10 protein-coding genes and 2 pseudogenes are annotated in these 14060 nt (G+C 64.4%); 7 read left to right on the top strand and 5 right to left on the bottom strand.

The window, feature by feature from the left end; all coding sequences use genetic code 11:
* The first annotated feature begins 62 nt into the window (after positions 1-62).
* Complete coding sequence (putA, locus tag AC3EML_RS23250) at positions 63-3671, top strand: bifunctional proline dehydrogenase/L-glutamate gamma-semialdehyde dehydrogenase PutA (RefSeq protein WP_352520516.1); 3609 nt, start codon at positions 63-65, stop codon at positions 3669-3671.
* An 87-nt stretch (positions 3672-3758) separates the two neighbouring features.
* Positions 3759-4823: a glycosyltransferase gene (locus tag AC3EML_RS23245; protein ID WP_352520515.1), complete on the top strand. Its 1065-nt coding sequence runs from the start codon at positions 3759-3761 to the stop codon at positions 4821-4823.
* A 45-nt stretch (positions 4824-4868) separates the two neighbouring features.
* Here the strand turns inward: AC3EML_RS23245 and hmuQ are convergent.
* The 4 genes and pseudogenes from hmuQ to AC3EML_RS23225 all read right to left on the bottom strand — a co-directional run bounded on the left by hmuQ (position 4869) and on the right by AC3EML_RS23225 (position 8906).
* Positions 4869-5182: pseudogene (gene hmuQ, locus AC3EML_RS23240) on the bottom strand (heme-degrading protein HmuQ).
* 55 nt (positions 5183-5237) lie between these two features.
* The gene (locus AC3EML_RS23235; protein ID WP_352520514.1) at positions 5238-6197 is read right to left on the bottom strand and encodes an energy transducer TonB family protein; all 960 of its coding nucleotides are present in this window, start codon (positions 6195-6197) and stop codon (positions 5238-5240) included.
* A gap of 127 nt (positions 6198-6324) precedes the next feature.
* Positions 6325-6759: a hypothetical protein gene (locus tag AC3EML_RS23230; RefSeq protein ID WP_023673858.1), complete on the bottom strand. Its 435-nt coding sequence runs from the start codon at positions 6757-6759 to the stop codon at positions 6325-6327.
* 5 nt (positions 6760-6764) lie between these two features.
* Entirely contained in the window at positions 6765-8906 is a 2142-nt protein-coding gene (locus AC3EML_RS23225) for a TonB-dependent hemoglobin/transferrin/lactoferrin family receptor (protein WP_352520513.1), read from the bottom strand.
* Positions 8907-9178: 272 nt separating this feature from the next.
* Here AC3EML_RS23225 and hemP point away from each other — a divergent pair, with 272 nt between their 5' ends.
* The 5 genes and pseudogenes from hemP (at position 9179) to AC3EML_RS23200 (ending at position 13297) form a co-directional block, all read left to right on the top strand.
* Positions 9179-9385, top strand: coding sequence for a hemin uptake protein HemP (gene hemP, locus AC3EML_RS23220; RefSeq protein ID WP_352520512.1), 207 nt, complete (start codon positions 9179-9181; stop codon positions 9383-9385).
* Positions 9386-9434: 49 nt separating this feature from the next.
* Entirely contained in the window at positions 9435-10493 is a 1059-nt protein-coding gene (locus AC3EML_RS23215; RefSeq protein WP_352520511.1) for a hemin-degrading factor, read from the top strand.
* Positions 10494-10503: 10 nt separating this feature from the next.
* Positions 10504-11386, top strand: a pseudogene (locus tag AC3EML_RS23210) (heme/hemin ABC transporter substrate-binding protein).
* 4 nt (positions 11387-11390) lie between these two features.
* Entirely contained in the window at positions 11391-12485 is a 1095-nt protein-coding gene (locus tag AC3EML_RS23205) for a FecCD family ABC transporter permease (RefSeq protein ID WP_352520510.1), read from the top strand.
* A gap of 23 nt (positions 12486-12508) precedes the next feature.
* The gene (locus AC3EML_RS23200) at positions 12509-13297 is read left to right on the top strand and encodes a heme ABC transporter ATP-binding protein (protein WP_352520509.1); all 789 of its coding nucleotides are present in this window, start codon (positions 12509-12511) and stop codon (positions 13295-13297) included.
* Between the two features lie 108 nt (positions 13298-13405).
* Here AC3EML_RS23200 and rirA read toward each other — a convergent pair whose 3' ends face one another.
* On the bottom strand, positions 13406-13867 hold the full coding sequence (gene rirA / locus AC3EML_RS23195; protein WP_023672640.1) for an iron-responsive transcriptional regulator RirA: 462 nt from the start codon (positions 13865-13867) through the stop codon (positions 13406-13408).
* Between the last annotated feature and the right edge of the window lie 193 nt (positions 13868-14060).

The raw sequence follows: 14060 nt of genomic DNA, 5'->3' as shown, positions 1-14060 counted from the left end.
CTTGCGCCATTCGGTCCGGCGACCGCCGGCCCGCTCCCAGATGCTTGCTCCGCAGGACCGCCATGCCGCTCGACACCATCCGCCAGCAGATCCGCGCCAACTACCTGCCCGACGAAGACGCGGCTGTGAAGCGCCTGGCTGCCGCGACAGAACTTTCGGCCGATGACCGCAAAGCCGTCTCGGCCCGTGCCGCGGATCTGGTGCGCGCGGTGCGCGGCTCGTCCGACCCGCGGCTGATGGAGGTTTTTCTCTCGGCCTACGGCCTCTCCACCAAGGAAGGCGTGGCGCTGATGTGCCTGGCCGAGGCACTGCTGCGCGTGCCTGACACCGAGACCATGGACGACCTGATCGCCGACAAGATCGCACCGCATGACTGGTCGGCGCATTCGGGCGGTTCGAGCTCGATCTTCGTCAACGCCTCGACCTGGGCGCTGATGCTGACCGGCCGTGTGCTCGACGAAGGCGAGGGCGGCATTGAAGGCACGCTGCGCTCGATGGTTCGCCGGCTGGGCGAACCGGTGATCCGCAAGGCGGTCGCCGCCGCCATGCGCGAAATGGGCGAGCAGTTCGTGCTCGGCCGCACCATTGCGGAAGCCGTCAAGCGCGGCAAGTCGATGATCCAGAAAGGTTATCTCTATTCCTTCGACATGCTGGGCGAGGCCGCCCGCACCGAGGCCGATGCGCTGCGCTACCTCAAGGCCTATGCCGACGCGATCTCCTCGCTCGATTCAGGCTCCAACGGTCCCGATATCCGCCAGAACCACGGCATCTCGGTCAAACTGTCGGCGCTGCATCCGCGCTATGAAGAGGCACAGAAGGAAAAGATGCTGCCGGTGATGGCCGAGCGGCTGCTGTCGCTGGCGCTGGCCGCACGCCATTCGCGCATGGGCCTCAACATCGACGCCGAGGAGGCCGACCGGCTCGACCTGTCGCTCGATGTCATCGAGCGCGTGCTGGCTGAGCCGGAGCTTGCCGGCTGGAACGGCTTTGGCGTCGTCGTCCAGGCCTACGGCCCGCGCGCGGCCTTCACCATCGACTGGCTCTATGCGCTGGCGAAAAAGTACGACCGCAACATCATGGTGCGGCTGGTCAAGGGCGCCTATTGGGACACCGAGATCAAGCGGGCGCAGACGCTCGGGCTTTCCGGCTACCCCGTCTTCACCCGCAAGGCCAACACCGATGTTTCCTATATGGCCTGCGCTAGGAAGCTGCTTGGCATGACCGACCGTATCTATCCGCAATTCGCCACGCACAATGCCCATACCGTCGCCGCCATCCTGTCGATGGCTGACAACCGTGACGCTTTCGAATTCCAGCGCCTGCACGGCATGGGCGAAGCGCTGCATGAGACGGTGCGCCGGGCCGAAGGCACGCGCTGCCGCATCTATGCGCCGGTCGGCGCGCACTCCGACCTCTTGGCCTATCTGGTTCGCCGCCTGCTGGAGAATGGCGCCAACTCCTCCTTCGTCCATCAGCTCACCGACGAGGACGTCCAGCCGGAGGATATTGCGCGCGATCCGCTCGAGACGGTCGAGAGCCAGGGCCCCGCCGCCAATCCGGCAATCGCTCGTCCTGCGACGATCTTCGGCGCTGGTCGGCGCAACTCGAAGGGGTTCGACATCACCGATCCGGTGACGCTGGCGGCGATCGACAAGGCCAAGGCGGCCTTTGCCGGGCCCGAGCGCTGGCATGCCAAGCCGATGACGCGCGCCGCCGGCTACGGCAAGCAGCGCCCGGTGGTCAATCCGGCAAAGCCTGCCGAGATCGTCGGCACGGTCGCCGAAGCCGCTGCCAAGCAGGTCGCGACCGCGGTGCGCTTTGCTGTGGAAGCGCAGCCGTCCTGGGCGAAGCGTCCCGTTGCCGAGCGCGCCGCCATCCTCAACCGCGCCGCCGACCTCTATGAGGCCAATGCGGTCGAGTTTTTCGCGCTGGCTACAAGGGAAGCCGGCAAGTCGCTGGCCGACGGCGTGGCTGAAGTGCGCGAAGCCGTCGACTTCCTGCGCTACTACGCTGCCGAAGCGGCCAACAACGAAGCGGGCACCGAGGCGCGCGGCGCGATCGTGTGCATTTCGCCGTGGAATTTCCCGCTCGCCATCTTCACCGGCCAGATCGCGGCAGCGCTCGTCACCGGCAATTCGGTCATCGCCAAGCCAGCCGAACAGACGCCGCTGATCGCCTTCCGCGCCGTCGAGCTGCTGCGCGAGGCCGGCGTGCCGGAAGATGTGATCCAGCTTCTGCCGGGCGACGGTCCGTCGGTCGGCGGACCGCTGACCGCGGATCCGCGCATTGCCGGCGTCTGCTTCACCGGCTCGACCGAGGTTGCAAAGCTGATCGAGAAGCAACTGGCCGAGACAGCCGCGCCCGACGCCATGCTGATCGCGGAGACCGGCGGTCTCAATGCCATGATCGTCGATTCCACAGCACTGCCCGAACAGGCGGTGCGCGACATCCTGGCGTCCGCCTTCCAGAGTGCGGGTCAGCGCTGTTCGGCGCTGCGCGTGCTCTACGTGCAGAAGGATGTCGAGAAGAAGATGCTGGAGATGCTGAAGGGCGCCATGGAAGCGCTCACCATCGGCGATCCCTGGCAGATTTCGACCGATGTCGGGCCGGTCATCGATGACGAGGCGCAGGAATCGATCCGCGAGTATTGCACCAAGATGGGGCTGCAGGGCCGGTTGATTGCCAAACTCGAAGCACCGAAGGACGGCCGCTTCGTTGCGCCGCATGTGTTCCGGGTCAAAGGCATCGAGGAGATGGAGCGCGAAGTGTTCGGCCCGGTGCTGCATGTCGCCAGCTTCGACGCCGACGGGATCGACGCCGTCATCGCCGCCATCAACCGCAAGGGCTATGGCCTGACCTTCGGCCTGCACACCCGCATCGAAGGCCGCGCCCAGCATTTCGTCGACGGCATCCATGCCGGCAACATCTATGTCAACCGCAACCAGATCGGCGCCGTCGTCGGTTCGCAGCCCTTTGGCGGCGAGGGGCTTTCGGGCACCGGGCCGAAGGCCGGCGGGCCGCATTATCTCCGGCGGTTCCGCAAAGGGCCGGAGGCGGGCACGGAGATTGCCGAGGGCCACAAGGTGACGGCGACCGAACTGGCCGACAATCTGCCCGATCCGACGCTTGGCGGCTGGTCGACGCGGCCGGACCGCATCGCCATCTTGAGAAAGCATCTGCGCGGCAAGGGCGCTGCAGCGATCGGCGCTGCAGCCGCCATCGATTTCGGCCAGGTCGACCTGCCCGGACCGACCGGCGAGGCCAACACGCTGTCGCTGTCGCCGCGTGGCCGGGTGCTGTGCCTCGGTCCGGACGCCGACACGCTGCTTGCCCAGACGATCCAGGCGCTGGCCGCCGGCAATGCGGTGCTGGCCGTGGCGCCGAGCGCGCCGGCGGCACTGTCGGCGCTGACCGGCAAGGGGTTGCCGCTGGCGGCCATAGACGGTCGGCCAGACCCAGTCGAAGCGCGTTCGCTGCGCGTCGATGTCGTCGCCTTCTCGGGCAGGCCCGAGGCGGCGCGGATCGTGCGCAAGGTCATTGCCGACCGCAGCGGGCCGATCGTGCCGCTGGTCAGCGAGGTGCTCAACCCGGCGGCCTATGCGCATGAACGCGCTGTCTGCGTCGACACCACGGCCGCCGGCGGCAATGCCAGCCTGCTCGCGGCGGCCTAGGGGGCTTTTCGCGGCTCGCTTGCCTGCGTCGGGTTGCAAGGGTATGCGCAAGGGATAGAGAGCAACTCGAGCGGGGCAGCCGAACAGATGGAAGACACGTCCCGACCGTTTGAGCTGCCGCGCGTGGCGGTGGTCATCACCTGCTTCAATTATCGGCCGTACGTCGAACAGGCGATCCGCTCGGCGCTGGCGCAGACCTACCGGAATTGGGAATGCGTCATCGTCGACGATGCCTCGACGGACGGCTCGGCCGACCATGTCCGACAGCTTCTAAGGGATATAGACGACCCGCGCCTGCGCCTGTTGGCGCGCAAGGAGAATGGCGGCCAGACCGCGGGATTCCGCGACGGCTTTGCCGCAACCGACGCGCCCTTCGTCGCGTTTCTCGACGCCGATGACGTGTGGCTGCCGGATTTTCTCCTCGCGCATCTGTCCGCCCACCTCAACACGACGCATTCGGCCGCACTGTCGAGTTCCGATGTGTTCCTTGTCGATGGCGACGGCACCTTGCTGGGCGGTACCTTCCTTGCCTTGCGCAAACCGCGGTCCGGAGCGGATCGCAGTGGCGTCGCCATCGCGCCCGGTGGCCGGCTTGCCGGCATGGCGCCCGGGATCGCCTACGCATCGGAGCATCCGGTAACCTATTTCGCACCTGCGGTGACGGGCTGGCTGTGGTCGCAATGCTCGGCGATCATGTACCGGCGTGGCGCGCTGGAACCGGTATTGTCCTTCCCGTTCAAGGCCAAGGTCGGGACGGATTATCTGACGGCGACACTCGCGCACCAGGCCGGCGGCAGCCTCATCCTGTCAGAAGGTCTCGGCCTCTATCGCCTGCATGGCTCCAACCTGTCCACCGGAACTGCCTTTGCCGGCGGCAATGTGCGGCAAACGCCTGCATACAGGAGCTACAGGAGCGTGTTGGCGGCGGATGCCGCAGACTATTTGCTGGCGAATTCTGCCTGGCTCAGCGATCTCAACGGGCGCAATTTCATAGCTGCATTCCTGACGCAGCATGTGCGCCAGTTCCCGGAGCTGGCCGGTGATCCGCGGTTGGCGCGCTACCTGACACGCGGACAGCCCTGGCGGCGGCTGCGCCTGCACATTGCCCAGTGGCTTCGGCGACTGGGCGGCCGGAATTCAACCGGAACCTGACGGCATCTGCCCGTCGTCAGATCTCGTCGACGGGTGAAATCTCAATCAGGCGCCTTCGACGACCGAAAAGCCTTCGAACTGCGGGTGGCCAGATAGTGCACCTTCGAGGTGCCAGCGTTGCGGTGGGCGGCGCGAAAATTCTCGGATTTGGTCCAGACGACGAAATCCTCATGGCTTGCCCACACCGTGTGCGAGGCAAACAGCGTGTAACCCTCGGGCTCGTTGACCGGGCCGCGCAGCAAGTGGAATTCCCTGAAGCCTTTCATTTCCGAGAGGCTCGAATCGCGGTTCTTCCAGACATCCTCGAAAGCGGTCTCGGAGCCGTTCTGGACCTTGAAGCGGTTCATGGCGATGTACATTGGGCTTCCTCTTGAATTGGTGGACGATGACATTTGGCGAAGGTCTGCGAGCTGGTTAAAACGGACCGATCCGCGCCCTGAACACCCAACTTGATAATCCGATCTCGGGTGGAATGGGCGGGAACGGGGCTTGCTGGCGCACCAGTTTCAAAGCGAATTGGTCTAGTTCGGCAGACCCTGAACTTTCGACAAGCTGCAAGTCGCTGACGCTGCCGTCAGCCATGACGACGAAATAGACCCTGGCATTGTTGCGAGCCTTAGCTTGAATTTCCTTCGAAACGCGCCGGTTAGCGCGGGCAAGCTTCTTTTGAATTTCACCGCCGTAACGAGATTCCATCGCATTGCCAGCCGCGTCCTGGTTTTTACCCTTGCTGGCAACCGCCGGTGCGTCGCGTTCTTCGCCATCTGCCGCACCGCGGGTATCTCCAGATCCGGCTGGAGGGGTCGGCCGCGGGCTCGGGACTGGTGGTTTGGCAGCAGGCAAATCAACGGCGGGCTCGTCGGCGGGCGGTGCCTCTGAACTTTGCGTTTGAACCCCTGGCGGAGTCGACGTCTGAGCGCTTGGGGCGACAGTTTGATCATTCGGGATGGCGGCCGTCAGTGTATCTGGCGCGGCGGTCGCCTGTTCGGCGGCTTCCGGCGCAGGCTTGGGCGCCGCCGGCTCCTTTACCGGTTGAGGCGCCTCGGTCGGCGGCACGGGTCGAACGGCCTCGGGCTTGGCCGGCTGCGGATCGGTTACCACGGTAACATCGACCGCGTCGGGAGCCTGGCTGTCCAAGGCGCTGCCGACCACCTCGGCGCCCGATTGGTCGGTGCCTTCGGATTGTATCGCGTTACTGGAATCGAATGTCCCTGCGGGTCCGATGAAGAACGCCGCTGCGGCAGCGGCATGGAGCAGGCAGGACGCGACGATCGCCACAGTCCATTTGCGGTCCGCGGCTGCCGGCTGTGCGAGCTCGTCCATCGTAATCGCCGGTTCGTTGCCGGCGTCGGGGAGGGGGGTGATGTCCTGCATGGTTCGCGGCGAGACCTGCCGCGAGCGGGGTGGGATTGTCAAATCAAGATCGGTTGCCGGCCATGACGGCGGAGCTGCGACGGGTCGTGTCGCATTGTCGTGCAGGAAGGCGGGATGCAGGCCCACCTCAGACGCCGAATGCGATACCGGTCTTGGTCTGCGTCTTCAGGCCGCGCATGCAGGCGCCCGGTTCGACGCCGGCGCATTCGGTGGCGCTGTTGATCAGCACGCGGCTGAGTTTGGTGCAGTCGGTGCCGGCGAGGTCGAAGCGGGTCACCTTGGTCTTGCCGGCCGGCAGGTCCTTGAAGTCGAGCACGCTCAGGCGGTCGACAATGCCGGCCTCGTTGAACAGCGCGATTTCGAATGCCGCCTTGGAAAGATCGGCGCCGAGCGCATTGTTGACGACGAAGGTCAGCCGGCAACCCTTTTCGGAGGGCTGCGCGGCATTGAGCTCGAGGCTGAGTTGCGGAGCCGACGCGGACTGAGCCCACGCCGGCATCAAGCCAAGCGACATCGCCAGCGTCGAGGTCAGGAGGCGAAGCGATGCCGTCAAACTTGTCATGGGTGTCAGCCTCCAAAGCGCATGGTTGCGGCCAGCTTCAGCGTGATGCCGGGTTCATAGATGACGGCGGTGGTACCGCCGTTCAGCGGGTTGGTGTATTTGACGTCGAACAAATTGTCGGCGCGGAAGTCCACCTTCAGATTGTCGGTGGCCTGGTAACTGGCGAAGGCGTTGACCAGAGTATAATCCTTGGCCACGGGGTTGCCCTTCGGCTTGCCGTTGTACTGCACCTCGCCGCCGACGGTCAGCTTGTCCTGAAGGAAGCGGAAGCCGAGCTGCCCGGTGACCTGCGAGGACGGGATGGTGGCAAGGTCGGCCCGCTCGCCTTCATCGGAGAAGGTGTGGCCGTTGATGATCGAGGCTGAGAGGCCCGCATAGCCCCAGCCGGCATCGTAGACGCTTTCCAGTTCGAAGCCGTTTATCTCGGCCTGGGCGACGTTCTGGTACTGGAAGCATATTGGGATGCCGGGGCCGAACGGGCAACCGCTGGTCGGGTCGAATGCCGACAACGTGACGCCTTCGATGTAGTCGTCGACATCGTTGTGGAAGTAGCCGGCCTTGAGCCGGAACGCGTCGCCGGCCTCGATAAGGTCGTTCAGCTTGTAGTTGACGCCGAATTCAGTGGTCTTGCCGGTTTCTGGCCGCAGGTTCGGATTGGGCAGGAACGGGAAGGTGACGCCCGCCGGATGGTTGCCGCTGATCAGCGTCTCGGTCAGCGACGGCGAGCGGTAGCCTTCCGCGTAGGTGCCATAGAACTGCAGGCCCGCCAGGCTGGCGCTTTCGAAGGGCGTGACACCAACGGTGATGCGCGGCGACAGCCTGTCGCCCGACGTTTCGTGGGTGCTGTCTTCGAGGCTGTAATTGTCGTAACGCAGCCCGGCAATGACCTCGAGCCAGTCCCAGGTGAGCTTGTCCTGGATGTAGGCGCCCGAAACACTACGCTTGCCCGATGGGGTGTAGAAGCCGTCGCCGCCGGCGGTGCCGCCGGTCTCGACATCGTCACCCACCCAGTCGCCGCCATAGGTCAATTCGTGCGCAACACCGGCTGTTTCGAAGCGCGACGTGTTCCAGATGTCGACGCCGGCCGTGCCAACGTCGAAGGTCGAGGTCGAACCGACGGGCAGCAGCACGGGAAGGCCGGTCGACGGATCGAAGCGGTTCTGCGGGACCAGCGTGGTGAGGTCGAGATTGGTCTTGTTGTAGGAGGCGTTGATGTGGAGATCGAGCCAGCTCCTGGCGTCGTCGGTGATGTTGTAGCGGGCGGTGAAGGTGTTCGACTTCAGGTCGACGTCGTTGGCCTGCACGCCGCCGCTGGTTTCCGTCCAGCCGTCGCTCGAGCCGACCCAGCCGAGCTTCAATTCGCTGTTTTCGCTCGGGCGGATGGTGGTCTTGAGCAGGCCGCTCAGCACGTCGAAGCCGGTTCCGGCGACGGTGTCGCCGCTGCCGTTCTTGTAGTCATCGTAGTCGCGGTAGACGATGTTGCCCAGCACATCCAAATCGTCGTTGAATTTGTAGGCGCCGCTGGCGCTTGCGGTCCAGCCCTTGCCGTTGCTTTCATAGCGCCCGGTGACGGAGCCGGCCCAGGTTTCGCCCGGTCTGAGGAAATCCACCGCATCCTTGGTGTCGAAGAAGACGACGCCGCCAATGGCGCCGGAGCCATAGGTGTTGGCGGTCGGTCCGCGAATGACGTCAACGGATTTGATGAGCTCGGGATCGACATAGAAGGTCGACTGCGTGCCGTGGTCTGAGCGCTGGAAATTCTGCCTGGCGCCGTCGACGATGACGGCGACGCGACCGAAATCCTGCAGGCCGCGGATGTTGATGCTGGAGCTGACGCGTCGCGCATCGGCCTGCACGGCGACACCAGGCACACCGAGCAGCATTTCGTTCGGCGTCGTCGCCATGCGGCGGTCGAGCTGTTCCTGGTCGACATGGCTGGCTGAGGCCAGCGTTTCGATTGCCGTCTCGCCGGTGCGGCTGATGACGAGGATCTTGTCCAGCAGGGTCGCGCCGGCGGGCGCCGGCTTGGTGTCCTCGGTTTTCCTGGTCTGGTCGGCCTGGTCAGCGGCCGGCTGAGCGGCCTGCTGAGCGCTGGCCGGCGATGTCAGCAGCGCGATCGTCGCTGCCCCCGCAAGCAAGGCTGCCATTGCCTTTGCCATAGGCCGATGCACCGGATCGGCGTTCGCCAGACCCAGTCGTCCACAATTTCCCAAGCCCATGCCCCAACTCCAAAATTCCAGGTTCGATGCTGGCTGGCTTGGTGCTCGCTGGCATTTTTCATTCTGTCCGGCGTCTTAAATGTTGGCTCATTTTGTCCGGTATTGCACTGACTAATAAACATGATTATTCGAGTCAAGAAATGAATCGGCATTTTTACAACGCTAGCCAGTTGCCCGGCACAGGAAAGAGATCGAAAGAGATGAACACCCACAATCCCAACAACTTCCGTTACCGCGTCCGCCGTTCCGAGGAGACGCCGACCCGCTTCGACCGGGTGCCGCTGGCGGTGCGGACGCTGTCCTCCAACACGCTGTTCCAGGGCGAGCACGAGATCGGCATCGAGCACCATGGGGCGCTCTATCGGCTGAAGATCACCCGCCAGGGCAAGCTCATCCTCAACAAGTGACGAAACAGCCAGGCAGGCCAAAACGCCAGGCAGGACAGGTAAGCAGGACATGGACCAGCGCGTAAAACCCGCCCCGCATGAAATCCTGCGAGCGCGGGCAGACAATCCGAAAGCGCGGGAGCGCGATCTTGCCGCCGAGCTCGGTATTTCCGAAGCCGAACTGGTCGCCGCGCATTGCGGCGACGGTGTCGTGCGCGTCGAGCCCAGGGTCAACGATCTGCTGACCGGCCTCGACGCCGTCGGCGAGGTGATGGCGCTGACCCGCAACGAAAGCGCGGTGCACGAGAAGATCGGCGTCTACGACAAGGTTGTCACAGGCGCGCACAATGCCATGGTGCTGGGCGAAAACATCGACCTGCGTATCTTTCCAAAGGTCTGGGCGCATGGCTTTGCCGTGGAAAAGCGCGACGGTGGCGACATCCGCCGCAGCCTGCAATTCTTCGACGCGGCCGGCGATGCGGTGCACAAGGTGCATCTGCGGCCGGCGTCCAATCTCTATGCCTACCAGAAGCTCGTGGCCGCACTCGAATCGCCGAACCAGGAGGCGACTGTGTCTATCGCAGGCCTGGCCGACGACGACGCGGAGACGTCGGGCGTTGCCGCAGACACCGACGATCTGCGTGACCGCTGGAGCCGGCTGACCGACGTCCACCAGTTCTTTGGCATGTTGAAAGCGCTGAAGCTCACCCGCCACCAGGCCGTGCGCATGGTCGGCCAGGACTATGCCTGGCTGCTCGACAATAACGCCATCGGCGCCATGTTCCACCATGCCGCCGCCGACGGCATGCCGATCATGTGTTTTGTCGGAAACCGAGGCTGCATCCAGATCCATTCCGGTCCCGTCAAGTCGATCAAGCCGATGGGGCCGTGGATCAACGTCATGGACGAGACGTTCCACCTGCATCTGCGCACCGACCACATCCAGGAGGTGTGGGCGGTGCGCAAACCGACCAAGGACGGTCATGTTACCTCGCTCGAAGCCTATGGCGCCGACGGCAAGATGATCATCCAGTTCTTCGGCAAGCGCCATGAAGGCGAGGGCGAGCGCGACGACTGGCGGTTCCTTGCCGAGAACCTGCCGCGCATTCCAAGCCCGACCGCAGCCTGAGGAAACGACGATGATTTCACTGTTCAGGACGCTTGCCGCGGCCATGGGCCTGTCGCTGTTTATTGCCGCCCCAGTGCCGGCCAGCGAGAACGTGGCCGTGTTTGCCGACACGTCGCGGATCGTGGCGATCGGCGGTTTCGATCACCGAGATCGTCTACGCGCTTGGCGAGGAAGGTCATCTCGTCGCCCGTGATTCGACCAGCCGCTACCCCGCCGCCGCGGTCGCGCTGCCCGACGTCGGCTATATGCGCCAGCTGTCGCCGGAAGGCGTGTTGTCGGTCAATCCTTCGGGCATTCTGGCGCTGCATGGCAGTGGGCCGAAGGAAGCGGTCGATGTGCTGAAAAAGTCGAGCGTTCCGTTCATCGACGTGCCCGAGCATTACAGCCATGACGGCATCCTGGAAAAGATCCGCATCGTCGGCAAGGCGCTTGGCGTCGACGCCAAGGCCGAGACGCTGGTGGCTGAGACCGACGCCAAGCTGAAGGCGGCCGAGAAGCAGACGGCGTCGATCAAGCAGCGCAAGCGCATCCTGTTCGTGCTGTCGATCCAGGGCGGCAAGATCCTGGCCGCCGGCACCGACACCGCCGGTGACGGCATCATCAAGCTCGCCGGTGCGGTCAACGCCGTCGAAGGTTTTTCCGGCTACAAGCAGATGTCCGACGAGGCCATCGTAACCGCCAGGCCGGACGTGATCCTGGCGATGAAAAATGCCGGACCGCCGATTGCGGAGGCCGAGCTGTTTGCCATCCCGTCGATCACCTCGACGCCGGCCGGTGAAGGCCGCAAACTGACCCTGATGGATGGCAGCTATCTCCTCGGCTTCGGGCCGCGCACGGCCGATGCCATCCACGATCTGGCCGCCTCGCTCTATGGCAGCCAGGTCACGGACTGAGCCGATGGTGGATCAGTCGATCGCCGGCGCGGCGGGCAAGGTGGCCGAGGGCGATCGTTCCGGGCGCGCTCGCATGGTTATTGTGCTCCTGTGTGTGGCGCTTGCCCTTTCGATGTTCCTGTCGCTGAGGTCGGGCGCTTCCGATGCATCGGCCGTTGGTGTCATTCGTGACTGGCTGACCGGCGCCATGCCGGACGACGCCGCGCTTGGTGCCCGCGACCGGTTGATCGTCTACGATATCCGCATGCCGCGCGTACTGCTCGGTGTGCTCATCGGGGCGGCACTGGCCGTATCGGGTGCGGTCATGCAAGGCCTGTTTCGCAACCCGCTCGCCGATCCCGGCCTGATCGGCGTTTCCGCCGGGTCGAGCCTCGGCGCGGTCGCCGTCATCGTGCTCGGCACGACGTGGCTGGCGCCGCTCACTCTGGCGCTCGGCGGGCTGGCCTTGCCGCTCGCCGCTTTCTGCGGCGGCCTTGCGGTCACGCTGGTGCTCTACCGCGTCGCCACGCGGCAGGGGCGCACATCGGTCGCCACCATGCTGCTTGCCGGCATTGCGCTCGCAGCCCTTGCCATGGCGCTGACCGGTATCCTGATTTTCATGGCCGACGACCGGCAGTTGCGCGATCTGACCTTCTGGCAACTGGGCTCGCTGGGCGGCGCGACCTGGCCGAAGATCGCTTCCGTCGGTCCGATCATCATCCTGGCGCTTGCGGCAATGCCGTTCCTGGCCAAAGGCCTCAACGCCCTGGCGCTCGGCGAGGCGACGGCCGGACATCTCGGCATCCCGGTACAGCGGCTGAAATACACCGCGATCGTCGGCGTCTCGGCAGCGGTCGGCGCCTCTGTCGCAGTCAGCGGAGGCATCGGTTTTGTCGGCATCGTCGTGCCGCATCTGCTGCGGCTGCTGATCGGTCCGGACAATCGCTATCTCTTGCCGGCTTCGGCGCTGCTCGGCGCCTCGATGCTGCTGATTGCCGATGCCGTCGCCCGCGTCATCGTGGCGCCGGCCGAACTGCCGATCGGCATCGTCACGGCGATCGCCGGCGCACCGTTCTTCCTCTGGATCCTGCTGCGCAAGCGCGGGGTAATCGACTTGTGAGATTTGAAACCTATGAGGCCGGCATGATCGAAGCACGCGATGTCTCGGTAGCGATCGGCGGCAAGCGCATTGTTGCCAATGTCGATTTCGTCGCGCGGCCGGGCGAAATTGCGGCAATCGTCGGACCCAACGGCTCGGGCAAGACGACGTTTTTGAAGGCGTTGTCGGGCGATCTGGCGTTTGTGGGGACAGTGGCCGTCAACGGGCGCGACCTCTCCGAGATGAAGCCGGTGGAGGCCGCGACCGTGCGTGCCGTGCTGCCGCAGACCGCGACGCTGTCCTTTCCCTTCACCGTGCACGAAGTGGTCAGGCTCGGCCTTATCGGCGGCCGTTCCGGCGTTCTGCCGGGCGAAGATGATCGTCTGCCCGAGCGGGCGCTGGTGCGGGTCGACCTCGACGGCTTTGCCGGCCGTTTCTATCAGGAGCTCTCGGGCGGCGAGCAACAGCGCGTGCAACTGGCGCGCGTGCTGTGCCAGGTCTGGGCGCCGGTGCTGGACGGCAAGCCGCGCTATCTCTATCTCGACGAGCCGGTCTCCAGCCTCGATATCAAGCACCAGCTGATCATCATGAACATCGCCCGCGATTTCGCCCGGCGCGGCGGCGGTGTGATCGCCATCCTGCACGACCTCAATCTGACGGCCATGTATGCCGACCGGATTTTCGTGATGCATCGCGGCCGGCTCGCCGCCGACGGTTCACCGCAGGAGGTGCTGAGCGACGATCTGATCGAAAAGGTGTTCGATTGTCGGCTAAGGGTCGGTGTGTTGCCGGCGGCGAACATGCCGTTTGTCTTGCCGCAGTCAGCCGCCTAAAGCGCGTCGCGTTTGAACGGACTCAGGCGACGCGCTTTAGGTCTTTGTCTTTATGCATGTCGTTGTCTCAAAACCGGGGCCACTTTTGAGCGACATGCACTAGAAAACTCAGGCGGCCGGAGCTCGCTGCACCAGCATGTCGATGCCGAGCAAATGACGCACATTCGGGCGCGCCGCCACCATATCGGCGATGGTGTAGCGGGAGAGTACGGCAAAGAAGGCGTTGAGCGCCTCGCGCAGCGCCGAATTCAGCTGGCAGCTGTCGACCAGCGGGCATTCGGCGGCATCGTTCTCGAAGCATTCGGCCATGGCAAAGCTCTCTTCGGTCACCCGTACGACGTCGAACAGGCTGATCTGCTCGGCGGGGCGGCCGATCCTCACGCCGCCATTCCTGCCGCGTACTGTCTCGACCAGGCCATGCTCGACCAGCGGCTGCAGGATCTTGAACAGGAAAAGCTCCGACACCGAATAGGCGGCCGCAATCTCGGGGATGCGGCTCAGGCGATCGTTGTTGGCGGCGCAATACATCAGGATGCGCATGGCGTAGTTGGTCTGGCGCGTCAGCCGCATTTCATTCCTCACCCGAGTGCTGGCGCGTTGGAACTGCACCAGATTTTAGATTGTGCTGGTGCGGCTTTCTCACCCGGAGTTTCGGATTCGCCCACACTGGCCTGATCGGAATATGGCCTATACCTTGGAACAATTCCAGACTGGGATTGCATGATAGATGAACATTCTTGTCAACTTTGCGTGCGAAACCGGC

It is taken from the genome of Mesorhizobium sp. P170090, from assembly GCF_057786115.1.
Note: the sequence above shows the minus strand (reverse complement) of the source record. Positions and strands in the feature narration are given on the sequence as shown.

Excerpts from the sequence above, each read along its gene's own strand:
- AC3EML_RS23205 (WP_352520510.1), top strand. The coding sequence starts at position 11,391 with ATGGTGGATCAGTCGATCGCCGGCGCGGCGGGCAAGGTGGCCGAGGGC.
- AC3EML_RS23245 (WP_352520515.1), top strand. The coding sequence starts at position 3,759 with ATGGAAGACACGTCCCGACCGTTTGAGCTGCCGCGCGTGGCGGTGGTC.
- AC3EML_RS23230 (WP_023673858.1), bottom strand. The coding sequence starts at position 6,759 with ATGACAAGTTTGACGGCATCGCTTCGCCTCCTGACCTCGACGCTGGCG.
- AC3EML_RS23215 (WP_352520511.1), top strand. The coding sequence starts at position 9,435 with ATGGACCAGCGCGTAAAACCCGCCCCGCATGAAATCCTGCGAGCGCGG.
- AC3EML_RS23200 (WP_352520509.1), top strand. The coding sequence starts at position 12,509 with ATGATCGAAGCACGCGATGTCTCGGTAGCGATCGGCGGCAAGCGCATT.
- AC3EML_RS23225 (WP_352520513.1), bottom strand. The coding sequence starts at position 8,906 with ATGGCAGCCTTGCTTGCGGGGGCAGCGACGATCGCGCTGCTGACATCG.
- rirA (WP_023672640.1), bottom strand. The coding sequence starts at position 13,867 with ATGCGGCTGACGCGCCAGACCAACTACGCCATGCGCATCCTGATGTAT.
- putA (WP_352520516.1), top strand. The coding sequence starts at position 63 with ATGCCGCTCGACACCATCCGCCAGCAGATCCGCGCCAACTACCTGCCC.
- hemP (WP_352520512.1), top strand. The coding sequence starts at position 9,179 with ATGAACACCCACAATCCCAACAACTTCCGTTACCGCGTCCGCCGTTCC.
- AC3EML_RS23235 (WP_352520514.1), bottom strand. The coding sequence starts at position 6,197 with ATGCAGGACATCACCCCCCTCCCCGACGCCGGCAACGAACCGGCGATT.